The organism is Micromonospora sp. L5, from assembly GCF_000177655.2.
In the GTDB taxonomy this organism is placed as follows: Bacteria; Actinomycetota; Actinomycetes; order Mycobacteriales; family Micromonosporaceae; genus Micromonospora; species Micromonospora aurantiaca.
In genome coordinates this window covers 6,862,081-6,883,448 of record NC_014815.1, presented here as the reverse complement: position 1 = coordinate 6,883,448, position 21,368 = coordinate 6,862,081, and the positions used below count along the sequence as shown (strand labels likewise).

The following is a 21,368-nucleotide window of genomic DNA, read 5'->3' as shown; positions in this document are numbered from 1 at the left end:
TCTACCTGGTCGACGACGCTGCGTCAATGCCCGGAAGATCATCGTGAAGCGACCGCAACGCCTCCACCACCTGGGGCCATGCGGTGGAGCCCGGTGCGATCAGCCCGAAATGCTCGCATTCGGGCAGCTCAACGAGCGTGGCGGAGCCTCCGGCGGCCCGATCTGCCGCCACCCAGGATCGGCTGATCGCGATCGGGACCTGGACATCTTGATCACCGTGAATGACTACTGTGCGTGTTCGGGTGGGCACCAATGCCGATGGATCAGCTGCGGTGTACCGGTCCGGCACGTCGTCCGGGCCGCCGCCGAGCAGCGCGGCCACCGCACCCTCGTCCAGGTCCAGCCGGTACGCCTGCGCGAGGTCGGCCACCGGCGCCAGCGCGAGCACCCCGCCGACCGTCTCCGGGGCGTGCGCGGCCACGTACAGGGCCAGGTGCCCGCCCGCGGAGTGACCGACCAGGATCGGCGGCACGGGCGCCACCCGGCCGGGCAGCGCGGCGGCGGCGAGTTCCGGCAGCGCGGCGATCCCGGCGCGGACGTCGGTCAGCGTGTGCGGCCAGCCTCCGTCCGGCCGGCCGGTCCGGCGGTACTCGATCTGCGCGACCGGGTGGCCGAGCGCGGCGAGCGCCGCCGCCATCGGGCCGGTGTGGGCCCTGTCGTACTCCGCCCGCCAGAAGCCGCCGTGCACCACGACCACCAGCGGCCGGGGCGGCCCGTCACCGGCCGGGAGGCGCAGGTCGGCGCACTGGTCCGGGTGGTCGCCGTAGGAGACCGTGGCATCCGGGGGCGGGGACGGGCGGGTCAGCACCTCGCGCGGGTCGGAGAGCATGCGGCGACCGTAGCGTCCCCCGGACCGGCCGCGTGCACATGGTCGGCGTGGGTAAAGATGGGTGCCATGACCGAAGCGCACTCCGCCGGACACGACGACGAACAGGGCAACGATGGCATCCCCGGCACCGTGGTGGTGGTCGGGCCGGACGGCCGCCCGGTCGGCACGGTGCAGACCGACGAGGGCAAAGGCGAGGACCCGACCCGTCTGGTCGAGCAGCCGGCCAAGGTGATGCGGATCGGCAGCATGATCAAGCAGCTGCTGGAGGAGGTGAAGGCGGCGCCGCTCGACGACGCGAGCCGGCACCGGATGCGGGAGATCCACGAGCGCTCGATCGTCGAGTTGAAGGAGGGCCTCGCCCCCGAGCTGCGCGAGGAGCTGGAGCGGATCTCGCTGCCGTTCACCGAGCAGCAGGCGCCGAGCGAGAGCGAGCTGCGGATCGCGCACGCCCAGCTGGTGGGCTGGCTGGAAGGGCTGTTCCACGGCATCCAGGCCGCGCTGGTGGCCCAGCAGATGGCCGCCCGCGTCCAGCTGGAGCAGATGCGTTCCGGCCGCCAGGCGCTGCCCAGCGGCCCGGGCGGCGTGATGCCGGGCATGCCCGGGATGCCCGGCGGCGGCGAGGGCCACGCGCCCGGCCAGTACCTGTGACCCGTCGGCCGGGGCGTGTCACGCGCCCCGGCCGGTCAGTCCAGCTCGAAGACCTTCTCCAGGTACGCGGCCACGCCGTCCTCGGTGTTCGGCCCGGTGACCTCGTGTGCGATCTCCCGTACGGCCGGATGGGCGTTGGCGACGGCCACCGCCCGTCCGGCCCAGGCCAGCATCGGCACGTCGTTGGGCATGTCGCCGAAGGCCACCACGTCCCGCTCGTCGACGCCCAGCCGCTCCGCGTACCAGGCCAGGCCCGCCGCCTTCGTCACACCGGCGGCCGAGATCTCGATCAGCCCGCTGTACGACGAGTGGGTCGCCTCGGCCAGCCCCTCCAGGGCGCCCGCCACCACCCGCACGAAGACGTCCGGATCCTGCTCACCGGCCCGTACCAGCAACTTCACCGCGGGCGCGGCCAGCAGTTCCTCCGGCGACTCGACGGCCCGGATGGCGTCGAGGTCGGCGTCCCAGCGCAGCGGGTAGTGCACCTCGTGCCGCATCTGGCGGCTGTCCACGATCTCCACGGCGAGGCTCACGCCGGGCACCTCGGCGCGCAGCCTCCGGGCCACCTCGGCCAGCAGTTCCGGGGCGAGCGGATCGGCCCGCAGCACCTGGTCGGTGGCCGGGTCGTACACCACCGCGCCGTTCGCGCAGATGGCCGGCAGCGGCGCGGCGAGCTGCTCGTACACCATCGGGAGCCAGCGGATCGGACGGCCGGTGACCAGGACCACCGGGGTGCCGGCGGCAGCGATGCGGGCCAGCACCGCGGCGGTACGCGGGCTGAGCGTCCGGTCGTCGCGCAGCAGCGTGCCGTCGATGTCGGAGGCGACGAGCCGAGGTGGATCTTCCATCACCGGGAGAGTAGCCGGTCCAGGTAGACCGCGACCCCGTCGTCGTCGTTGCGCAGGGTGATCTCGTCCGCCGCGGCGCGCACCTCCGGGTGGGCGTTCGCCACAGCCACCCGTGCCCATCCCGCCCAGTCGAACATCGGCAGGTCGTTCGGCTGGTCGCCGAAGACCAGCACGTCGGCCGGGTCCACACCGAGCCGCTCGGCGATGACGCTGAGCCCGCTGGCCTTGTCGGTGCGGGGCGGGCAGATCTCGATGAAGCCGAGCCCGGCCTGGGTGAGCGTGGCCACGTCCGGCGGCACGATCGCCCGCGCGGCCGTCAGCAGCTCGTCCACGTGGTGGTCGGCGGTCCGGGCGAACGCCTTGATCACGTCGCAGGACAGGCATTCGACCCGGCTGCGCGCCTCGAACCGGTCCGGGTAGGGCCAGCTCGGGTGGTAGTCGCCCCACAGCGGCGCGTCGTGCTCGTCCGACGCCTCGACCATCACGGTGAGCGGGCCGACCGCCGCCTCCAGGTCGGTGAGGATGCGGGCCAGCACCTCGCCGGGCAGCCGCTCGTCCCGCAACACCAGGGGCCCTTCCGGGTCGCTCTGGTCCACCACCCGGCCGCCGCCGGCCATCACCAGGAAGTCGGCGGCCCGGATGTCGTTACGGGTGAGTTCAGTGAGGCGCGGTCCACGACCGGTCGCGCCGACCACCGGGATCCCGGCGGACCGCACCCGGTCCAGCACCCGATGGGTGTACGCGGAGACGGTCTCGTCGCTGCGGACGAGCGTGCCGTCGAGGTCGGTGGCGATCAGCTTGGGCAGTCCCGGGCGGGTCATGGTTCCTCCTTCGCCCGCCGCCGTCACGCCGGCCGACCAGGTCCTCGGTGCCGCGACCATGGGACGGCGGGCAGCAACCGTATCTCGCGGAACGGGCGGCAACCACGGCTTTCCGGCGAATCGGCGGCGAAGCTCCGGTGGCCGCCGGAGGCGCTGCCGGACCTGGTTCAGTACGACCGTTCGGGGCCCGCGAACGGCACCGTGGGCTGCACCGTCAGATCCGCCGGGGCCGGGGGCACGTCGTCCTCGTCCGCCCGGCGGCGGCGCTCGGGCCGGTCGTCGTCCGGCTCCCCGTCGGTGGGCGTCCCGCCGGCCGCCCGGCCGGCCAGGTGCAGCGCGGCCGCCAGCAGTGCGACAGCGACGAACGCGCTGACCAGGCCGCGTCCGTGCTCGACCTGAAGGCGCTGCTCGCCGACGAAGAACAGGATGCGCCGGGCCAGCTGTTCGAGGGAGGAGGCGGTCGCGACGAGCACCCCGAGCACGCCCGCCGCGAGACCCAGCCCGGCCAGCCGGGCGTGCTGCCGCACCGCCGGGGCGCCGCGCAGCGCCAGCCCCACCGCGACCGACAGCCCGAGCAGGCCCACCAGGTACGCCGTACCGAACCCGCCGATCTCGGAGATGCCGCTGGTCAGCCGGGCGGGTGCGTCGTCGCCCCGGGTCTCGGCCGGCACCGTGATCGCCAGCCACTCGCCGATCAGCGAGGCGATCGCGGCCACCGCGCCGAGCCCGGTGAGCACGGGCGGCAGACGGCGGTCCCGGCCCAGCGCGGCGAGCGAGCGCGCAGCCCGGCCGGACGACTCCGGCTCGGTGTCGCCCCACTCGACGATCGTGGTGTCGTCGGACCTGTTGTCCTGCATGGGGATTCGCTTGTCCTGCCGGGGAACGGGGAGATCCTGCGACATGGCCACCCTTCCCGTGCGCGGGCCTGCGTCGAATCATGGCACAGCCCGCTTCCGCCGGCCGGGATCGCGACCCCGGGGTCCGGTGCGGGGCGGCCCGCTTTCGGTTAGCGTCGGTGCCATGCCTATCCGTACCGCATCCGCTCGCTGGCAGGGCAACCTCACCGAGGGGTCCGGCACCGTCCGCACCGGCAAGGGCGGCCTGTCCGGCAACTACTCCTTCAAGTCGCGCTTCGAGGAGGGCGAGGGCACCAACCCCGAGGAGCTGATCGGCGCCGCGCACGCCGGCTGCTTCTCGATGGCTCTCTCCAAGCAGCTCGCCGACGCCGGCGCCCAGGAGACGGCGGTGGAGACCACCGCCAAGGTGCACTTCGACAAGACCGACGCCGGCATGACCGTGACCCGCATCGACCTGGAGACCGTGGGCCAGGTTCCGGGCATCGACCAGGCCGAGTTCACCAAGCTCGCCGAGGCGGCCAAGGAGAACTGCCCGATCTCCCGGCTGCTGTCGCCGGGCGCGCAGATCACGCTGAACGCCCGTCTGGCCTGACATCGCGTACGGCACGGCGGGGGTGTCCTGCGGGACGCCCTCGCCGTGCGGTGTGCCCGATCCGGAGGGAGTGACCGGGCCGCGTGGCCGTGGAGATGAGCCGGGACCGGTTCGAGGAACTGGTCGGTGAGGCGCTCGACGAGGTGCCCGAGGAACTGCTCGGGTTGATGAGCAACGTGGTCATCCTGGTGGAGGACGACCCGCCGCCGGGTGAGGACCTGCTCGGCCTGTACGAGGGGCACGCGCTCACCTCTCGCGGCTGGGACTACTCCGGCGTGCTGCCCGACCGCATCCTGATCTACCGCAACCCGATCCTGGCGATCTGCGACACCGACGACGACGTCGTCGACGAGGTGGCGGTGACAGTGGTGCACGAGATCGCCCACCACTTCGGCATCGACGACGAGCGCCTGCACGCCCTGGGCTGGGGCTGACCGGCCTCCGGCGCGTCCCCGCCCGGCTGATTCCGGCGGTTGCGCCGGTCCCCTAACCTGCGGGTCAGGCAGATCCTGATGCAGGAGGAAAACCCATGCGCAGCGCGCTGTTCTCCGCGGAGAACCTTGAGAAGGAGTCCCAGCAGCCCGGCATGCGGTTGCAGAACTCCAAGATGCTGAAGATCGAGCTGAACGGCGAGGCGATGGCCCGGGTCGGGTCGATGGTCGCCTACCAGGGGCAGGTGCAGTTCCAGGCCCTCGGTTCCGGCGGCATCGGCAAGTTCATCAAGCAGCGGCTCACCGGTGAGGGCGTGCCGCTGATGAAGCTCTCCGGCCGCGGCGACGTCTTCCTCGCCGACTTCGCCAAGGACGTGCACGTCATCGACCTGGAGCCGGGCGACGCGCTGTCCATCAACGGCTCCAGCGTGCTGGCGTTCGACTCGACGCTCCAGTACGACATCAAGATGGTCGGCGGCGCCGGTTTCGCGTCCTCGTCCGGCCTGTTCAACTGCGTCTTCACCGGCCACGGCCGGATCGCCGTCACCACCAAGGGCACCCCGGTGGTGCTCAACGTGGACGCGCCGACGTACGTCGACCCGCAGGCGGCGGTCTGCTGGTCGGCGAACCTCCAGACCGGCTACCACCGCGCCGAGCAGCTCGGCCTGGGCACGTTGCTCGGCCGCAGCACCGGTGAGGCGTTCACGATGAGCTTCGCCGGTCAGGGCTTCGTCGTGGTCCAGCCCTCGGAGGAACCTCCGGTGGCCGGCAGCGGCTCCCAGCAGCAGGGCGGCGTGCTCGGCGGCCTGCTTCAGTGACGGCCGGTGCCCGGGGCGTCCGCCGAGGTCGCCCCGGGCCGGTCAGCTCAGCTCGCCGGCCCGCAGCCGGGACACCCAGGCCGCCGCGTCGGCGTAGTCGGCGTCGGTGAGCCCGGCCGGCACCGGCGTCTGCTGGTCACCCGCCGCCGTGCTCCAGCGGTGCCGGGGGTACGACCCCAGGAACCGCACGTCGGCGCAGACCCGGCGCAGCCCCTGCAACGCCTCGCCGAGGCGTACGTCGGCGACGTGTCCGGCGCAGTCCAGGAAGAACACGTAGCGGCCGAGCGCCTCGCCGGTCGGGCGGGACTCGATCCGGGTCATGTTCACGCCGCGCACCGCCAGCTCCATCAGCACCGCCAGCAGCGCACCCACCCGGTCGTGCGCGAGGCACACCGCGAGCGAGGTCAGGTCGTCGCCGGTGGGCGGCGGGGGCGGACCGGGGCGGGACACCAGCGCGAAGCGGGTGACCGCGTCCGGGTGGTCGGCGATCTTGTCAGCCAGCACCGCGAGCCGGTGCCGGGTCGCGCCGATCGGGGCGCAGATGGCGGCGTCGTACTCGCCGCTCGCCGCACCGGCCGCCGCGGCGCCGTTGGAGAGCACGTCGACCACTGTGGCGTCGGGCAGGTGCTCCCGCAGCCACCCCCGGCACTGGGTGGACGCCTGCGGGTGGGCCGCGACGGAGCGGACGTCGGACAGCGTGGTGCCGGTGCGGGCGGCCAGCACGAACTCCACCGGCAGTACCACCTCGCGGGTGATCACCAGCGGGTCGCCCTCGACCAGTTCGTCGAGCGTCACCCCGACCGCGCCGCCGATGGAGTTCTCCAGCGGCACCAGCGCCGCGTCCGCCTCCCCGGCGCGTACCGCGTCGAGCGCCTCGCCGACGCTGCGGGCGGGTGTGCGGTCCCCGCGCTCGGCGGCGGGCACCGTTCGCAGGGCCTGCTCGGCGAAGGTGCCCTCGGGGCCCAGGTAGACGAAGCGGGTCGGCGGTGTTCCCGGCATGCCGACCAGCCTACGCACCCGGCGTGCCGTCGCAGGCCAGGGTACGGATGCCGACCGGCGCCACGGTCCGTACCTCGACGCCGCACACGTCCGTGCCGGCGGTGACGAGGCGCGGCGTGCCGCTCTCGCCGCGCGTGACCACCTGCAACTCCTCGTGCCCGGTGACCGTCAGCACGGTGTACTGCCAGCCCTCGGCGCAGAGCGGACCGGTCGCCACGGTGACCCGGACGTCGCGGGGCAGTACGCCGGCGGATCCGCGCAGCAGCGCGACGATCCGGTCGCCGGAGGGCCGCCCCCGGCAGGACGCCGCGGACGCCGGTACGGACGGGGAGAGCGTGGGCGGGAGGACGGGCGTCGGTGGGGCCGATGTCGCGCTCGGGCTGGGCGTGGCGGACGCCGACGGGACCGGGACGGGCGTGGCGGCGGCGGGTGGCGCACGCAGCTCGGGCGGGGTGCCGCAGGCGGCGAGGGCGAGCAGCGTCAGCAGCGCCAGCGGACGGTGGCGGCGTCGGGGGCGTGGGGTGCGGGGCACGGGGGCGTCCTCGGGCATCGAGGGATGTCGTCGTGTGGTGGGGCCGAGGCCATCGTAGGAGGATGACCGGCCCGGGGTGAAGGGCGCCGGGTCTCGTCGCGGGTCAGACCGCGGAGAGGAAGGTGAGCGAGCCGGCCACCGCGCCGTCGGTGAGCACCGGCGTGGAGATGGCGTCGACCGTCCGGCCGGCGTCGGAGCCGGGCCCCTGAACCCGCAGCAGGCCGCGGGCGAGCCGCCCGGAGTGCAGCGCGAGCAGCGGCGGGATCTTGTCGGTCTCCTGCTCGGTCAGCTCGCTCGGGCTCGCCGTGAAGTCGACCAGGCGCAGGCCGCCCTCCAGCAGCGGCAGACCGATCACGTCCTCCGGGGCGCCCAGGCAGAGCAGGTCGCAGCCGGACGAGGAGATCGCCACGACAGTGGTGCCGGCGTCGATCAGCAGGCACGGCTCGGCGGCCCGGGAGACCATGCCGGACCACTGCCCGAAGTTGTCGGACTCCTGCTCGGTGGATGCCGCGGGCGCGAACACTTCCGAGAGTGAGAGTTCGACGTGGGCCACCGCGCCTCCTATGTACACCGACGGTCTGTCCACGCTAGCCGGTCGGTGCGGCGGAAGCATCGGCTGCCGGGCGGCCGGCGACGGCGCGGACCGACGGAACCAGTCGGGGCGGTGCCGTGGGCCGCGTGGCGTCGCCGGAGACGTTACCGGCGGGCGGCCTGCTTGTCAGCGGCCGTTCGGCCCTCGTCATACCACCGGTAGTCGGCGGTTGGACGGTACGTGCCGTTGAACCACGTCGCCGGCGCCTGCGCGACGCGGGAGAGCTTCTCGGCGGTGGCCGGGCTGATCCGGTTCCCACCGGCCACGAGCAGGCGGTCCAGCTCGCGGTGGGTGGCCATGAGGCAGTCCTTCGGCAGGCCGTAGACGCTGATCACCCCGGAGCCGACGAACGTCAGCACCGGGGTCACCGGGATCGGCAGGCCGACCGCGTCGGAGAGGGCCTTGCTGGCCCGCTTGGCGTCCCGGCGCGCCTCCGCCACGTACGGCGGGCGCTTGCCGTTGATCTGGACCACGTCTCCGGCCACGAGCACGCGGGCCCGGCCGTGGTCGGCGATGGTGACAGCGAACAGACCGCTCGGACCGATGGCCAGGAACCCGGCCCGGTCGTCGCGACCGCGGTCGAGCAGCATGTCCGCCGGGTCCGTCCGGGGCCACTCGATGACGTGCCACGCGGGACCGAGATGGTCGAGCTGGCCCAGGGCGCGGGCCCCTGCCGCTTCCAACCGGCGGGCCCCCCGCTCCGCCCGGCGACGCCGGGCCCACTCCAATGGAGTCGGTCGGGCCGGCTCGAGCACCGAGGTGGGCTCGACCCGGGAGTGCGGCACCGTGCGGGGCGGCAGTGCCCTGCTCGGTACGGCTCGACGAGCGGGAAAGACAGTCATCGCGACCTCCGGCAAAAGGTCTCTCGAAGTTATGTCTCCACTACCCTACGTTGCGCACCCGGGGGCTCGGCAAGTTGGACCGCCGGAGTGAGTGCGGATGAATGCCATATTCATCCACACTTCTTTTCCGGATGGTGCGCAAGCCTGCCCTAGGCTGCGGGAGTGACCCACTATGTGGACAGCGAAGTCGCCCGCCTCGGGACGGTGCTGCTGCACCGCCCGGGACCGGAACTGGCCCGCCTCACCCCGCGGAACAACGACAGTCTCCTCTTCGACGCTATCCCATGGGTGGGACGCGCGCAGGAGGAGCACGACGCGTTCGCGGCGGCGCTGCGGTCCCGCGGGGTCGAGGTGCTCTACCTGGCCGACCTGCTGGTCGAGACGCTCGCCGTGGCGGACGCCCGGGCCGAGCTGACCGACCGGGTGCTACGGTCCCGCCGGCTCGGCCACACGCTGCGACGCCGGGTCGCCGACCATCTGGCGTACCTCGACCCGGCCGGACTGGCCGACGTGCTCACCGCCGGGCTCGCCCACGAGGAACTGCGGATCGGCGCCGACCGCCCCGGCGGTCTGGTCTGGACGCTCATGGACCGGCACGACTTCGTCATCGATCCGCTGCCCAACCTGCTGTTCACCCGCGACTCGTCGGTCTGGATCGGCGACCGGGTCGGTGTGACCAGCCTGGCCATGCCGGCCCGGCGGCGGGAGACCACGCTCACCGATGCGATCTACCGCTACCACCCGCGTTTCGTCGGCACCGAGTTCGTCTACCACCCCCGGCTGGAGCACCTGGAGGGCGGCGACGTGCTGCTGCTCGCGCCGGGCGTGCTCGCCGTCGGCGTCGGCGAACGCACCACCCCGGCCGGCGCGGAACGGCTGGCCCGGCAGGTGTTCGCGGCCGGGCTGGCGCACACCATCCTGGTGGTGCCGATCGCGCAGGAACGCGCCACCATGCACCTGGACACGATCTGCACCATGGTCGACGTCGACGCCGTGCTGATGTACGCGAACGTCGCCGACCAGATGTCCGCGTACACGGTCATCGCCGGTACGGACGGCGACGACCTGCGGGTCGACGGGCCGGCGCCGTTCCTGCGGGCCGCCGCCGACGCGATGGACCTCGACCAGCTCCGGGTGATCGACACCGGCCTCGACCCGGTCACCGCCGAACGCGAGCAGTGGGACGACGGCAACAACACGCTCGCGATCGCGCCCCGGCTGTGCGTCGGCTACGAGCGCAACGTGGAGACCAACGCGCAACTGGAACGGGCCGGCATCGAGGTGATCGCCATCGCCGGGTCGGAGCTGGGCTCCGGGCGGGGCGGCCCGCGCTGCATGTCCTGCCCGCTGGTGCGGGAGAAGGGCGGGGCCGCCTGACCCGGAGACGTCAGCGCAGCGTCAGCTGCCGGCCGAGCAGGCCCTGGCGGGCCCGGCGGCCGGCCGCGTCGAGCGGCTCCCGCTCCGCGACCGCCTCGGCGTAGCGCTTGGCGAACTCCGCCACCGGCGCCTCCCACTCGGCGGCCGGGGTGTCCTCCGGCAGGTCCCAGACCGGCGCGAGGCGCCCGTGCGCCCGGAACATGCCCGCGAACTTCGTGTCGTCGCCGAGCGTCAGCGCGCCCGCCGCGGCGAGCCGGGACAGCGCGTCCAGCGCGGCGTCCTCGTCCTCCGGCAGGACCAGGCGCACGTGGGCCTTCTCCGGCACCTGACACCAGTACGCGGCCGGCGCGGCGGCCAGCTTGACGGTCGGGTAGATCGCCGAGTTGGCCCGCTCCAGGGACGCCTGGACGTTCGGGTCGTCGGCGGCGCCCGGGTCGAGCCAGAAGTCGAACCCGTCGTGCATGGTGATCTCCAGCGGGCCGTCCACCAGGATGTCCTGGAGGCGGGGGCCCGGCCCGGGCAGCGGCGGCACGCTCACCTGGCCGCCCGGCTCGGTGCGCAGCGCGGAGATCAGCGCGTCGGCCAGGTCACGGGAGACGTCGCCGGACTGCTGGTGCCGTTGCAGGCCGATGAAGACCCGCCCGTCGGGCTTGGTCATCGCCGGGGCGGCCATCGGCAGTACGGTGGCCAGCGTGACCGGCCGGTCGCCGTACTCCTCGATCAGTTCCGGGGTCAGCCGCAGCGGCGCGGACGCGGCCGGGACCAGCTCGCGCAGGGCGATCCACTCCGGCTCGTCCGCCAGGCCCTCGAACGGCCGGGGCACGAAGACGTCGCGCACCTTCTCCCGCTTCGGGGTGGCCTCGCCGGCCCGCTGGTTCTTCCGACGCTTGCTCATGCGCCCGCTCCGCTCCGCTCGCTCATGGCGAGACAGCCTAGAGGCCGGGTCTCGGCGATGGGGGCCGGACCCGCCCGCCGGGTCGGTCAGCCGGCCGCGACCAGGTCCGTCCGCTGCGCCGGGACCGGGTCGAACCGCGCCCACACGCTCTGGCCCAGGCCGTCGCGCTCCACGCCCCAGCCGCTGGCGAGCCCGGCGACGATGTGCAGCCCTCGCCCGTCCGCCGCGTCCGGCGAGGCGGTACGCATGCACGGGCCGGCGCCTGATCCGCCGTCGGTGACCCGGAGTTCGACGCTCGGCCCCTGCTCGGTCGGGCGCAGCCGCCAGGCGACCCGCACGACCCCGCCCGGCAGCGCGTCGGCGTGCCGGACCGCGTTGCCGACCAGTTCGGCGAGGACCGCGACCAGGTCGGCCACCAGGACCGGGGGTACAACACCGGTCAGCTCGTCGGCGAGCCGGTGCCGGGCCAGGCGCGCGCCGGTGGGGTCGTGGGGCACCACCACGCACCACGACCGTTCGGCCGGACCAGTCGACACGTCGTTCCTTCCCCGCCCGTGAGCGCCCCGGTCAACCCCGGGGCAGCCGCACCTCTGCGACCGTACCGCCACCGGCTCTGGGCCGGAGGGATACCCATCCATTCTGCTGTTCAACGATCTGGCGGACGAGATAGAGACCGAGCCCGGCGCCGGGATACCGGCGGCGGTCGCCGGACTCCCCCTGCCAGAACCGGTCGAAGGCCCGCTCCACGTGTTCCGGCCGGATGCCGATGCCCCGGTCGGCCACCCGGAACGAGACGGTCCGCTCGTTCGCCTCGGCGGTGATCTCGATCGGCGTGTCCGGCAGCGAGTACTTCCCGGCGTTGGTGCCCAGTTCGGTGAGCACCGTGGCGAGGCTGTGCCGGTCGCCGAGCGCCTTGGGCAGGTCGCCGGGCAGGTCGAGCACGATCCGGTGCCGGACGTCCGCCGGCAGGTCCACCACCGCCGCGCGTAACGCGTCGACCAGGTCGAACGGCGCGGCCGGTTCGCCACCGGGACGGTTCTCGGTGGCGGCGGTCAGCAGCCGGTCGACCAGGCGGGCCAGTTCGTTGGCGCGCTGGCCGATGATCCGGGCGGCCTGCCTGCGGTCGCCGTCGCTCAGCGAGTCCCAGTGGTCGGTGAGCGTGTCCGCGTACCCCTTGATGACGGTGACCGGCGTCCGCAGCTCGTGGCTGGTCACCGCGACGAACAGGTCCCGGTCGTGGTCGCGCCGCTGCTGGTCGGTGGTGTCGCGGAAGCTGACCACGCGCAGCGCGTTCGGGCCGGGCAGTTCGCCGGAGGTGATCCGCAGCCAGCGGCCGTCCGGCAGCCGGTGGTCGAGCACCTGGCCGGGCGGTGGCAGCGGGAACGGCAGCGGCCGGCTCAACGCCTCGTCCGCCGGCCGGCCGGTCACCTCGACCGCGGCCGGGTTCCAGAGCCGGACACGTCCGTCCCGGTCCACCACCGCGAGGCCGTCGGCGAGCGCCGCCACGACCGGGCCGTCCCCGTGTACGGGCAGGCCGGTCTGGTCGCCGTACATGTGGGCGATGCACGCGGCGATGTAGCCGATGACGGCACGTTGCGAGGGTTGCAGCGGCTCGCCCAGCGGGTAGAGCGCGTGCAGGCTGCCGACTGTCAGCCCGCCGACCTCGGCACGTGCCACGATCATCCGGCAGAGGCCCCGGCCGGCGACCTCGACGGCGAGCGCGCCCGGGATCGCGTCGACCCGGACCTCCCGCACCGGCGGGCCGGCGAGCAGGCAGACGGTGGCGGGGTCGGTGGCGGGCAGCGGGCGGCCGAGGACGAACTCGGCGCTGCCGGTCGCCGCGATCACCCGTCCCCCGGCCGGGGTGAACTCCACGAAGACCAGACCGGCGGCGCCGACCGCCGGTTCGACCTCGCGGAGCAGGCGGGTGAGCACGGCGAGACCTGACTCGCCCGAGTTGATCATGTTGATCACTGCGGTGTGGCCGGCGATGAAGGCGGGGTAGTCGGTTCGCTCCGGCATGTCCCGAGTGTGCCGCGCCGCCCGCGTCCGTGACACCCCCGGCCGGTCGACCGTCCCCGGTACCGATCGACGGGACTCACCGGCCCAACCGGGCCAGCGCGTGGGCCGGCCGGTCCGTGATCACCCCGTCCGCGCCGGCTTCGAGCACGAGTTCCAGGTCCTCCGGCTCGTTGACGGTCCAGACGTACACCGAGTTGCCGGCGGCGCGCAGCGCGGGCACCAGCCGCGGGCGGGCCCGGACGAGGTCCACACCCGGGCCGGCGATCCGGCTGCCGAACGGCAGCCGGCCCAGCGGCAGCAGACGCGGCAGCATCTCCAGCAGCAGCACGGTGGGCAGCGCCGGGGCGAGTTCCCGGACCCGGCGTACGGCGAGCGGCGAGAACGACATCACCGTCACCTGGACGGGATGGTCCGGGCGGGGCTCGGCCAGCCCGTACCGGCGCAGCATCTCGACCAGGCGGCGCTCGACCTCGCCCCGGTAGCGGGACGGATGCTTGGTCTCGATCAGCAGCCGGACCGGCCGCCCGGCGGCCAGCACCGCGTCGAGCAGCCGCTCCAGCGTGAGCAGCCGGGTGTGCGACTCGTCCAGCGGCGCGTCGTCCTCGGCAAGCGTCCCGGCCCGGTGCCAGGAGCCGAAGTCCAGCGCCTCCAGTTCGGCGAGCGTCCGCGCGCTGACCAGCCCGCGGCCGTTGCTGGTGCGGTCCAGCCGGCGGTCGTGCACGCAGACCAGATGCCCGTCACGGGTCAGCCGGACGTCGCACTCCAGCCCGTCCGCTCCCTCGTCGAGAGCGCGCAGGTAGGCGGCGAGCGTGTGTTCCGGCAGGTCGTACGAGGCGCCGCGATGGGCGAAGACCAGGGGGACGGTCATGGCCGCGTCACCGACTCAGGCGACCCGGCCCGGCTGCCCGTCGTCGGTGACCACCGGACGGCCGGCGGCGGCCCAGTCGCCCATCCCGCCGTCGACGTTGCGCACCTGGTCCCAGCCGTTGCGCATGAGGTAGCCGACCACCTGGGCGGACCGGCCGCCCGAGCGGCAGATCACCGCCACGTCGCGGTCCTGCGGGATCTCGGCGATCCGGGCGGGCAGCTCGGTCATCGGCAGGTGGTGGGCGGCCGGCGCGTGGCCGGCGGCCCACTCGTCGTCCTCGCGGACGTCGAGCAGGTAGACGTCGTCGGGCACGGCCGACGCGGGCACGCTGGGTAGTGAGGCTCCGAACACGGTAACCAAGCCTAGTCGCCCACGGCGCTCACAGCCGGTTGACCCAGCGCGGGTTGGCGCCGGCCCATTCCGGTACGCGCGTGTCGCGCAGCGCGGTGAACAGCCCGCCGCCGCCGTTGTCCAGCACCACGTACGAGACGCCGTCGATGGTCTGCGGGTAGGAGGGCACCTGGACCCCGCGCAGGGCGTCCGCGGGCAGGCCGCGCAGCGCGAACAACAGCTCGTCCAGGGGTACGCCGTTGGTGTCCACGGTCAGCGCCCCGCCGGCCGCGCGCAGCACGCGGTCCAGCTTGACCGGGTCGCTGCGCAGCCGCGTCTCGCGCGCCCGGTCGAGCACCGCCCGCAGCATCTGCTGCTGGTGCCGCTGCCGGTCGTAGTCGCCGCCGGGCAGGTCGTAGCGCTGCCGCACGTAGTCGAGCGTCCGCGCGCCGTCCATCTGCTGGCAGCCGGCGTCGAACTGGTGCCGGGTGTGGATCGAGCGCACCGGCGTGTCCACGCACATCCGGATGCCGCCGAGCTGGTCGATCACCTGCTTGAAGCCGGAGAAGTCGACGAGTGCGGCGCCGTCGAAGCGGATCCCGGTGAGCCGGCTCAGGGTGGTGCTGAGCAGCCGCGCGCCGCCCTCACCGCCGCCGCCGTGCTCGTACGCGGCGTTGACCTTGTCCTGGCCGCCGGGGAAGCCTGGTGCCGCGGGGAGCGCCACCAGCAGGTCGCGCGGCACGGAGATCAGGTACGCCTGCCGCATCCCGGCCGGTACGTGCACGATCAGGATGCTGTCGGAGCGCTGGTCCTCCGGGTTCGCGCCGGGCCGGTGGTCGGAGCCGATCAGCAGGTAGTTGAGCGCGCCGTCCAGGTCTGTCCGCTTGTTGCGGGCGGCCGGGTCGAGCAGTTGCTCCTTGGCCACGGTGCGGTCGTAGCGCGAGGTGAGCCAGTGCAGTCCGGCGACGCCGAGCGTGGCGAGCAGGACCAGGACGAGCCCGGTGCCGAGCAGGAACCGGGCCCAGCGGGCGGGTCCACCCCGCCCGCGTCGGTTCCGTGCTGGCCTGGACGTGACGATCCCCCCGTAGCCGCGACATGAGACCCGCTCACGTCAGGCTACGGGGGGAATCGGCCGACCGGTATCGCTTTCGCGCAGGTCAGCGGGTCATTTACGGGTGGAGAGGACGTCCGGGTTGTTCACCACGAAGTCGGCCAGCTTGTCGTTCTTGACCGCCTGGAACATGTCCATCGTCGCCTCGTTGAACGTCTCCCGGCCGTTGCCGTTGCCGGCGAAGGTGCCGCCGTTGGTCCGCAGGGTGACCAGGTCGTTCCCGTTGAGGTTCTTGAGCGTGAAGATGAAGTCGGCGATCGGCACGCCGCCGGCGTCCAGGACGAACGCCTTGCCGGCCGCCTTCATCAGCGAGTTCAGCTTGATCGGGTTGGTGAGCATGCCGCCCTCGGTGGCCTTCTTGGCCATCGCCTTGATCAGCTGCTGCTGGTTCTGCTGCCGGTCGTAGTCGCTGTTCGGCAGGCCGTAGCGCTGGCGGGAGTAGTCGAGCGCCTCCCAGCCCTCCATCTCCCGGCAGCCCTTCTTGTGCACCACTGCCTTGTACGGCTTGCCGGTCTTCTTCGCGTCGGCGTTCCACATCGGCTTGCCGTCGACGTACGACATGTGGTGCGACTTGACCTCGTGGCTGACGCAGATCCGCACCGAGCCGAGCGCGTCGATCACGCTCTTGAAGCCGCCGAAGTTGATGATCGCGGCGCCGTCGAAGCCGATGCCGGTCATCGACTTGATCGTCTTGGCCATCAACTGGGCGCCGCCCTCCCAGCCGCCGCCGTTCTGGGCGCCGTGGAAGAAGGCCGCGTTGATCTTGTCGGTGCCGCCCTTGTAGCCGCTCTTCTCGAAGGCCGGGATACGCGCCTCGGTGTCCCGGGGGATCGAGATCAGGTACGCCTGGTCGTGGCTGGCCGGGATGTGCAGGATGATGATCGTGTCCGACCGGACGTCGTCGGCGGCCCAGCGGGCCCGTGCGTCCACGCCGAGCAGCAGCATGTCGATCGGGCCTTCGAGGCTGCTGCCGCCCTCGGCGTCGGACTTGCCGGCCTCACCGAGCAGGTTGCGCTGGGCGATGTTGTTGGTGGCCTGACCGATGACCGCCTTGCTGCCGACGATCGCGACGCCGCTGGTCACCATCAGCACCGCGCCCAGCACCAGCGTGAGCTTCGCCCAGAGCGGGTCCTTGCGCTTGGTGCGCTTCTTCTTGCCACCGCCGGGACCGCGACCGCCGGAACCGGGCTGTGTGGGGATGACCGGAGGGACCCGCCCGGATGATCCGGGTGCCGGTGACTGCGGGCGACGGCTGGTCTGGACCGACATGCGTGCTCCAGCTCGGTGATCGGGGGCGGGACCACTTTACGTATCTGTTCCCGTTCTCGCGACCTCGTAGGGTCGCAATTCCCGTCAATACCGGCCGACATCTTCGGGTTGTGGCCGAACGGGCAGGGGTAAGGAGCCGGTCGGCGGTTGGCCTCCGTGGTGGCGAGGTCCTAACGCGCGAGACCGGTCATGTCGTGCCGGCGTCAGCCGCCCGCGTTGTCGCCCGAACCCTTCTGGTTGGCCTGCATCCACTCGGCCATCCGGTCCGCGGCGATGGCCTTGTACATCGCCAGCGCCTTCTCCCGGTCGGAGACCACCACCGATTGGCCGTCGATGGTCTGGCCGCCCAGGTGCGGGCTGGTGACGAACGTCAGGTTCTCGCCCCGCAGGCTGCGGAACTGCACTGCCATGTCGGTCAACGAGAATCCCTGGTCGACCGTGACGGCGGCGGTCACCGCCTTGAGGAAGTCGTTCAGCTTCTTCGGGTTGGTGAGCGTCCCGGTGCTGGCCGCCTTGTCCATCAGCGCCTTCAGGAACTCCTGCTGGTGCCGCATCCGGGCGAAGTCGCCGTCCGGGAACTGCTTGCGCTGCCGGACCCAGTCCAGCGCCTCGGCGCCGTTCATGTGGTTCACACCCTTGGTGAACGTCCGGTACGGCTTGTGGATCGAGGTGATGGTCCGCTCCACCTTGAGGTCGACCCCGCCCAGGGCGTCGGTGACCTCCTTGAAACCGCCGAAGTCGATGGCCATCACGTGGTCGATCCGTACGTCGGTGAAGCACTCCACGGTCTTCACCGCGAGCGGCAGGCCGCCGAACGCGAACGCCGCGTTGATCTTGTTGCGCGAGCCGGAGTCGCAGGACGCGCCGGCGCTCTCCGGGATCGGCACGTACAGGTCACGCGGCACCGAGACCAGGTAGGCGCTCTTGTGGTCGGCGGGGATGTGCATGACGATCACGGTGTCCGCGCGCCACTTGCCGGAGCCGTCGACCGGGGCGTCCGGATCCCGCGAGTCACTGCCCACGAGCAGGATGTTGAACGCGCCCTCGACCTGCTTGGCCGGCCGCCCGCCGGTGATCCCGGCGAACGGATCGGTGCGCGCCAGGTCGTCGTCAAGGTTGCGGGCGTAGAACCAGGCGCCGAGGCCGCCGAGCAGCGCCAGCACCAGCACCGCGACACCCGCCACCAGACCGATGCGCCCCCAGCGCGGCCGGGGACCACGCCGGCCGGACGCACCCGGACCGCCGCCGCCCGGACCACCGGGACCGGTCGGCCCGGCCGGGCCGCCGGGACCGCCGGAGCGGGGCGCCTCGTCGTGTGCGGGGTACCACGTGGCTTCCGAGGGGCGGGCGCGCCCGGTGGCGCCGCGGCCGGAGCCGGGAACCGCGGCGCGGCCCGCGCCCCGGTTCAGGTGTCGGGGGAGCGGGGCGCCGGCAGACGAGGTCGCTGACATGTAACCGAGGGTAGGTCGGCCCGGCCACCGACGCCCTCGTACGCGCCCCGATGTCAGCCGCGTCCCCGGCGGGTTCAGTACCCGAGACGCCCGCGGAAGTACTCGATCGTGCGTCGGAGGCCGTCTTCGGGCGTGACGCTCGGCTCGTATCCGAGCAGTTCGCGGGCGAGGGTCAGGTCCGGGCGGCGCATCTCCGGGTCGTCGGAGGCGCGAGTGATGTAGCTCACCTCGGACGTGCTTCCGGTGAGTGACACGATCGTCTCGGCCAGTTGCCGCATCGACATCTCGTGCTCGGTGCCGCAGTTGATCGGCCCGGTCTCGGTCGAGTCGAGCAGCAGCAGGATGCCGCGCACCAGGTCGTCGACGTAACAGATCGAACGGGTCTGGTTGCCGGTGCCGTGCACAGTGATCGGCTCGCCGCGCAGCGCCTGGGAGATGAACGTCGGGATGGCCCGGCCGTCGTCCGGGCGCATCCGCGGGCCGTACGTGTTGAAGATCCGCACGATCGCGGTGTCGGTGCCCCGGCTGCGGTGGTAGGCCATGGTGGCCGCCTCGGAGAAGCGCTTCGCCTCGTCGTAGACGCTCCGGATGCCGATCGGGTTGACGTTGCCCCAGTACGTCTCCCGCTGCGGGTGCTCCTTCGGGTCGCCGTACGCCTCGGAGGTGGAGGCCATCAGGAACCGCGCGCCGTCGTCGGTGGCCCGCTCCAGCAGAGCCAGCGTGGCCACCGAGCCGACCCGGAGGATCTCCACCGGCAGCTTCTCGAAGTCGGTGGGGCTGGCCGGGGACGCCATGTGCAGGATCGCGTCGAACCGCTCGGCCATCGCCGGGTGCTGCGGCAGGCCGTCGGAGATGTCCGCCTCGACGAGCGTGAAGGTCGGCTTGTCCAGCAGGTGGGCCACGTTGTCCTTGGACCCGGTGACGAAGTTGTCCAGCACCACCACGGTGCAGCCGCGCTCGACGAGCCGGTCGACCAGGTGGGACGGGACGAAACCGGCGCCGCCGGTGACGAGGATGCGGTGTCCGGTACCGAAGCGGGGAGCGACCTTCATGGCGGTCAGCCTATACACGCGAGGCGGGGCCCCCGCGTAAGGCAGGGGCCCCGCTCGACCGTGGTGATCAGTGCGCGCCGGCTCCGGTGAGCGAGCGCACCTCCAGCTCCGCGTACTTCTCCTCGTCGCTCTCCTTGGACAGGATCGTGCCGAGCCAGCCGCACAGGAAGCCGAACGGGATCGAGATGATGCCCGGGTTCGACAGCGGGAACCACTGCCAGTCGTGGTCGGGGAACATCGCCGTCGGCGCGCCGGAGACGACCGGCGAGAAGAAGACGAGCACCACGGCGGCGAGCAGGCCGCCGTAGATGGCCCAGACCGCGCCCGAGGTGTTGAACCGCTTCCAGAACAGGCTGTAGAGGATCGCCGGCAGGTTGCCCGACGCGGCGACCGCGAACGCCAGCGCGACCAGGAACGCCACGTTCAGGTTCTGCGCGTAGATCGACAGGACGATCGAGACCGCGCCGATCACCAGCGCGGAGATGCGGGCGACTGTCACCTCCTGCCGTTCCGACGCCTGCCCGTTCTTCACCACGTTGGCGTAGAAGTCGTGCGCCAGGCTGGACGACGACGCCAGTGTGAGCCCGGCGACCACCGCGAGGATCGTGGCGAACGCGACCGCTGCGATGATCGCCAGCAGTGTCGCGCCGCCCAGGTCCCCGCCGAGGAACTGCTCCCCCAGCTTCTCGGCGAGCTGTGGCGCCGCGGTGTTGCCCGCCTTGTCCTGTGCGGTGATCTCCGACCCGCCGACGATCGCCGCCGCGCCGAAGCCGAGCGCCAGGGTGAGCAGGTAGAACGTGCCGATGATGCCGATCGCCCAGAGCACGCTCTTCCGGGCCGCCCGCGCGGTCGGCACGGTGTAGAAGCGGATCAGGATGTGCGGCAGGCCGGCCGTGCCGAGGACCAGCGCGATGCCCAGCGAGAGCAGGTCCATCTTGCTGTAGAACGTCTTCAGCGCGTCGCCGGGTGTCTCCACGCCGTAGCGCAACCCGGGTTCGAGGAACGCCGCTCCCTTGCCCGAGGCGCTGGCCGCGTCGCCGAGCAGCGAGGACAGGTTGAACTTGTACTTGGCGAGCACCAGCAGCGTCATCGCCAGCGCGCCGCCCATCAGCAGGAACGCCTTGACGATCTGGACGTACGTGGTGCCCTTCATGCCGCCGACGGTCACGTAGATGATCATCAGGGCGCCGACCATGATGATGGTGGCGACCTTGGCGGTGTCGGCGTCCATGCCGAGGAACGTGGTGCCCGGCTTGATGCCGAGCAGCAGGGCGACGAGCGCGCCGGCGCCGACCATCTGGGCCAGCAGGTAGAAGATCGACACCGTGATGGTGGAGACCGCCGCCGCGGTCCGGACCGGCCGCTGCCGCATCCGGAACGCCAGGACGTCCGCCATCGTGTACCGGCCGGAGTTGCGCAGCAGCTCGGCCACGAGCAGCAGCGCCACCAGCCAGGCGACCAGGAAGCCGATCGAGTAGAGGAAGCCGTCGTAGCCGTAGAGCGCGATGATTCCGGCGATGCCCAGGAAGGACGCCGCCGACATGTAGTCGCCGCCGATCGCCATGCCGTTCTGGAAGCCGGAGAAGGACCGGCCGCCGGCGTAGAAGTCGGTGGCGGTCTTGGTCTGCCGGCTGGCCCAGACGGTGATCGCCAGCGTGATCGCCACGAAGACCAGGAACAGCGTGATGGTGAGGTTCCGGGCGGTGGTGCTGCCCGCCTCAGCCGCGAGGACCGTGTTCATGGGTCACCTCCCCCATCTCGTCGCGGATCCGGTCGGCGACCGGGTCGATCCGGCGGCTGGCGAACCGCGAGTAGAACCAGGCGATGAGGAACGTGGAGACGAACTGGAGCAGGCCGAAGACCAGGGCGACGTTGATGTTGCCGATCAGCTTCGTGCCCATGAATCCCCGCGCGTACGCGGAGAGGATGACGTAGAGCGCGTACCACAGGAAGAACGCGACGGTCATCGGGAAGACGAAGCCGCGCAGCGTGCGCCGCAACCCGGCGAACTCGTCCGACCGCTGGACGGCGAGGTACCGTTCCGCCGCCGACTCGGCGGGTGCGGACGCGGGTGTGTCCGTGGACATCTGTGGATCACCACCTTCGCAAGGCGTGGGGGAGTTTCGCGCACGGTAGAGAGCGCGCTCCCGGCCCGGGAAGGCTCCGCCGCCGGGCGGCGAACGG

General features: G+C 72.4%; 24 protein-coding genes. 5 read left to right on the top strand and 19 right to left on the bottom strand.

What is annotated here, in order from left to right; genetic code table 11:
- Position 1 precedes the first annotated feature (1 nt).
- On the bottom strand, positions 2-829 hold the full coding sequence (locus ML5_RS30785; RefSeq protein ID WP_013477497.1) for a S9 family peptidase: 828 nt from the start codon (positions 827-829) through the stop codon (positions 2-4).
- Positions 830-886: 57 nt separating this feature from the next.
- Between ML5_RS30785 and ML5_RS30780 the strand changes: the two genes are divergently transcribed.
- Positions 887-1,477 (top strand): bacterial proteasome activator family protein, encoded by a 591-nt coding sequence (locus tag ML5_RS30780; protein ID WP_013289319.1) that lies wholly within the window; start codon positions 887-889, stop codon positions 1,475-1,477.
- 35 nt (positions 1,478-1,512) lie between these two features.
- Here the strand turns inward: ML5_RS30780 and ML5_RS30775 are convergent, their stop codons facing one another.
- From ML5_RS30775 to ML5_RS30765, 3 genes are all read right to left on the bottom strand, one after another.
- Entirely contained in the window at positions 1,513-2,325 is an 813-nt protein-coding gene (locus ML5_RS30775) for an HAD family hydrolase (protein WP_013477496.1), read from the bottom strand.
- A complete protein-coding gene (locus ML5_RS30770) occupies positions 2,325-3,146 on the bottom strand; it encodes an HAD family hydrolase (RefSeq protein ID WP_013289317.1) in 822 nt (273 codons plus the stop codon). Before ML5_RS30770 ends, ML5_RS30775 begins: the two co-directional genes overlap by 1 nt.
- A gap of 167 nt (positions 3,147-3,313) precedes the next feature.
- Positions 3,314-4,048: a hypothetical protein gene (locus ML5_RS30765; protein ID WP_013477495.1), complete on the bottom strand. Its 735-nt coding sequence runs from the start codon at positions 4,046-4,048 to the stop codon at positions 3,314-3,316.
- Between the two features lie 118 nt (positions 4,049-4,166).
- Here ML5_RS30765 and ML5_RS30760 point away from each other — a divergent pair, with 118 nt between their 5' ends.
- From ML5_RS30760 to ML5_RS30750, 3 genes are all read left to right on the top strand, one after another.
- Positions 4,167-4,595: an OsmC family protein gene (locus tag ML5_RS30760; RefSeq protein WP_013289315.1), complete on the top strand. Its 429-nt coding sequence runs from the start codon at positions 4,167-4,169 to the stop codon at positions 4,593-4,595.
- Positions 4,596-4,684: 89 nt separating this feature from the next.
- Complete coding sequence (locus ML5_RS30755; RefSeq protein ID WP_026268384.1) at positions 4,685-5,029, top strand: metallopeptidase family protein; 345 nt, start codon at positions 4,685-4,687, stop codon at positions 5,027-5,029.
- Between the two features lie 95 nt (positions 5,030-5,124).
- Complete coding sequence (locus ML5_RS30750) at positions 5,125-5,844, top strand: AIM24 family protein (protein WP_013289313.1); 720 nt, start codon at positions 5,125-5,127, stop codon at positions 5,842-5,844.
- 42 nt (positions 5,845-5,886) lie between these two features.
- Here ML5_RS30750 and pheA read toward each other — a convergent pair whose 3' ends face one another.
- The 4 genes from pheA to ML5_RS30730 all read right to left on the bottom strand — a co-directional run bounded on the left by pheA (position 5,887) and on the right by ML5_RS30730 (position 8,809).
- Positions 5,887-6,843, bottom strand: a complete 957-nt coding sequence (gene pheA / locus ML5_RS30745) for a prephenate dehydratase (protein ID WP_013289312.1) — start codon at positions 6,841-6,843, stop codon at positions 5,887-5,889.
- A 10-nt stretch (positions 6,844-6,853) separates the two neighbouring features.
- The gene (locus ML5_RS30740) at positions 6,854-7,393 is read right to left on the bottom strand and encodes a hypothetical protein (protein ID WP_013477494.1); all 540 of its coding nucleotides are present in this window, start codon (positions 7,391-7,393) and stop codon (positions 6,854-6,856) included.
- An 85-nt stretch (positions 7,394-7,478) separates the two neighbouring features.
- The gene (locus ML5_RS30735) at positions 7,479-7,928 is read right to left on the bottom strand and encodes a hypothetical protein (protein WP_013289310.1); all 450 of its coding nucleotides are present in this window, start codon (positions 7,926-7,928) and stop codon (positions 7,479-7,481) included.
- Positions 7,929-8,071: 143 nt separating this feature from the next.
- Entirely contained in the window at positions 8,072-8,809 is a 738-nt protein-coding gene (locus ML5_RS30730; RefSeq protein ID WP_013289309.1) for a hypothetical protein, read from the bottom strand.
- Positions 8,810-8,971: 162 nt separating this feature from the next.
- Here ML5_RS30730 and ML5_RS30725 point away from each other — a divergent pair, with 162 nt between their 5' ends.
- Positions 8,972-10,186 carry an arginine deiminase gene (locus tag ML5_RS30725; protein WP_013477493.1) on the top strand — a complete coding sequence of 405 codons (1,215 nt, stop codon included), beginning with the start codon at positions 8,972-8,974 and terminating at the stop codon, positions 10,184-10,186.
- Between the two features lie 10 nt (positions 10,187-10,196).
- Here ML5_RS30725 and ML5_RS30720 read toward each other — a convergent pair whose 3' ends face one another.
- From ML5_RS30720 to ML5_RS30670, 11 genes are all read right to left on the bottom strand, one after another.
- Positions 10,197-11,081: a DUF5926 family protein gene (locus tag ML5_RS30720; RefSeq protein ID WP_013477492.1), complete on the bottom strand. Its 885-nt coding sequence runs from the start codon at positions 11,079-11,081 to the stop codon at positions 10,197-10,199.
- Between the two features lie 86 nt (positions 11,082-11,167).
- Positions 11,168-11,584, bottom strand: coding sequence for an ATP-binding protein (locus ML5_RS30715; RefSeq protein ID WP_369752334.1), 417 nt, complete (start codon positions 11,582-11,584; stop codon positions 11,168-11,170).
- A gap of 64 nt (positions 11,585-11,648) precedes the next feature.
- Positions 11,649-13,103 carry an ATP-binding protein gene (locus tag ML5_RS30710; protein WP_013477491.1) on the bottom strand — a complete coding sequence of 485 codons (1,455 nt, stop codon included), beginning with the start codon at positions 13,101-13,103 and terminating at the stop codon, positions 11,649-11,651.
- Positions 13,104-13,179: 76 nt separating this feature from the next.
- The gene (locus ML5_RS30705) at positions 13,180-13,971 is read right to left on the bottom strand and encodes a glycerophosphodiester phosphodiesterase family protein (protein WP_013477490.1); all 792 of its coding nucleotides are present in this window, start codon (positions 13,969-13,971) and stop codon (positions 13,180-13,182) included.
- 15 nt (positions 13,972-13,986) lie between these two features.
- Entirely contained in the window at positions 13,987-14,322 is a 336-nt protein-coding gene (locus ML5_RS30700; RefSeq protein WP_013289303.1) for a rhodanese-like domain-containing protein, read from the bottom strand.
- 28 nt (positions 14,323-14,350) lie between these two features.
- A complete protein-coding gene (locus ML5_RS30695) occupies positions 14,351-15,286 on the bottom strand; it encodes an LCP family protein (protein WP_049800130.1) in 936 nt (311 codons plus the stop codon).
- A 180-nt stretch (positions 15,287-15,466) separates the two neighbouring features.
- Positions 15,467-16,681 carry an LCP family protein gene (locus ML5_RS30690; RefSeq protein WP_013477488.1) on the bottom strand — a complete coding sequence of 405 codons (1,215 nt, stop codon included), beginning with the start codon at positions 16,679-16,681 and terminating at the stop codon, positions 15,467-15,469.
- Between the two features lie 203 nt (positions 16,682-16,884).
- Positions 16,885-18,132, bottom strand: coding sequence for an LCP family protein (locus ML5_RS30685; RefSeq protein ID WP_013477487.1), 1,248 nt, complete (start codon positions 18,130-18,132; stop codon positions 16,885-16,887).
- Between the two features lie 74 nt (positions 18,133-18,206).
- Positions 18,207-19,184 carry an NAD-dependent epimerase/dehydratase family protein gene (locus ML5_RS30680; RefSeq protein ID WP_013289299.1) on the bottom strand — a complete coding sequence of 326 codons (978 nt, stop codon included), beginning with the start codon at positions 19,182-19,184 and terminating at the stop codon, positions 18,207-18,209.
- Positions 19,185-19,251: 67 nt separating this feature from the next.
- Entirely contained in the window at positions 19,252-20,925 is a 1,674-nt protein-coding gene (locus tag ML5_RS30675; RefSeq protein ID WP_013477486.1) for a cation acetate symporter, read from the bottom strand.
- Complete coding sequence (locus ML5_RS30670) at positions 20,903-21,271, bottom strand: DUF485 domain-containing protein (protein WP_013289297.1); 369 nt, start codon at positions 21,269-21,271, stop codon at positions 20,903-20,905. The genes ML5_RS30675 and ML5_RS30670 overlap by 23 nt, the downstream gene beginning before the upstream one ends.
- Positions 21,272-21,368 lie beyond the last annotated feature (97 nt).

Excerpts from the sequence above, each read along its gene's own strand:
- ML5_RS30785 (WP_013477497.1), bottom strand. The coding sequence starts at position 829 with ATGCTCTCCGACCCGCGCGAGGTGCTGACCCGCCCGTCCCCGCCCCCG.
- ML5_RS30780 (WP_013289319.1), top strand. The coding sequence starts at position 887 with ATGGGTGCCATGACCGAAGCGCACTCCGCCGGACACGACGACGAACAG.
- ML5_RS30775 (WP_013477496.1), bottom strand. The coding sequence starts at position 2,325 with ATGGAAGATCCACCTCGGCTCGTCGCCTCCGACATCGACGGCACGCTG.
- ML5_RS30770 (WP_013289317.1), bottom strand. The coding sequence starts at position 3,146 with ATGACCCGCCCGGGACTGCCCAAGCTGATCGCCACCGACCTCGACGGC.
- ML5_RS30765 (WP_013477495.1), bottom strand. The coding sequence starts at position 4,048 with ATGTCGCAGGATCTCCCCGTTCCCCGGCAGGACAAGCGAATCCCCATG.
- ML5_RS30760 (WP_013289315.1), top strand. The coding sequence starts at position 4,167 with ATGCCTATCCGTACCGCATCCGCTCGCTGGCAGGGCAACCTCACCGAG.
- ML5_RS30750 (WP_013289313.1), top strand. The coding sequence starts at position 5,125 with ATGCGCAGCGCGCTGTTCTCCGCGGAGAACCTTGAGAAGGAGTCCCAG.
- pheA (WP_013289312.1), bottom strand. The coding sequence starts at position 6,843 with ATGCCGGGAACACCGCCGACCCGCTTCGTCTACCTGGGCCCCGAGGGC.
- ML5_RS30740 (WP_013477494.1), bottom strand. The coding sequence starts at position 7,393 with ATGCCCGAGGACGCCCCCGTGCCCCGCACCCCACGCCCCCGACGCCGC.
- ML5_RS30730 (WP_013289309.1), bottom strand. The coding sequence starts at position 8,809 with ATGACTGTCTTTCCCGCTCGTCGAGCCGTACCGAGCAGGGCACTGCCG.
- ML5_RS30720 (WP_013477492.1), bottom strand. The coding sequence starts at position 11,081 with ATGAGCAAGCGTCGGAAGAACCAGCGGGCCGGCGAGGCCACCCCGAAG.
- ML5_RS30710 (WP_013477491.1), bottom strand. The coding sequence starts at position 13,103 with ATGCCGGAGCGAACCGACTACCCCGCCTTCATCGCCGGCCACACCGCA.
- ML5_RS30705 (WP_013477490.1), bottom strand. The coding sequence starts at position 13,971 with ATGACCGTCCCCCTGGTCTTCGCCCATCGCGGCGCCTCGTACGACCTG.
- ML5_RS30690 (WP_013477488.1), bottom strand. The coding sequence starts at position 16,681 with ATGTCGGTCCAGACCAGCCGTCGCCCGCAGTCACCGGCACCCGGATCA.
- ML5_RS30685 (WP_013477487.1), bottom strand. The coding sequence starts at position 18,132 with ATGTCAGCGACCTCGTCTGCCGGCGCCCCGCTCCCCCGACACCTGAAC.
- ML5_RS30680 (WP_013289299.1), bottom strand. The coding sequence starts at position 19,184 with ATGAAGGTCGCTCCCCGCTTCGGTACCGGACACCGCATCCTCGTCACC.
- ML5_RS30675 (WP_013477486.1), bottom strand. The coding sequence starts at position 20,925 with ATGAACACGGTCCTCGCGGCTGAGGCGGGCAGCACCACCGCCCGGAAC.
- ML5_RS30670 (WP_013289297.1), bottom strand. The coding sequence starts at position 21,271 with ATGTCCACGGACACACCCGCGTCCGCACCCGCCGAGTCGGCGGCGGAA.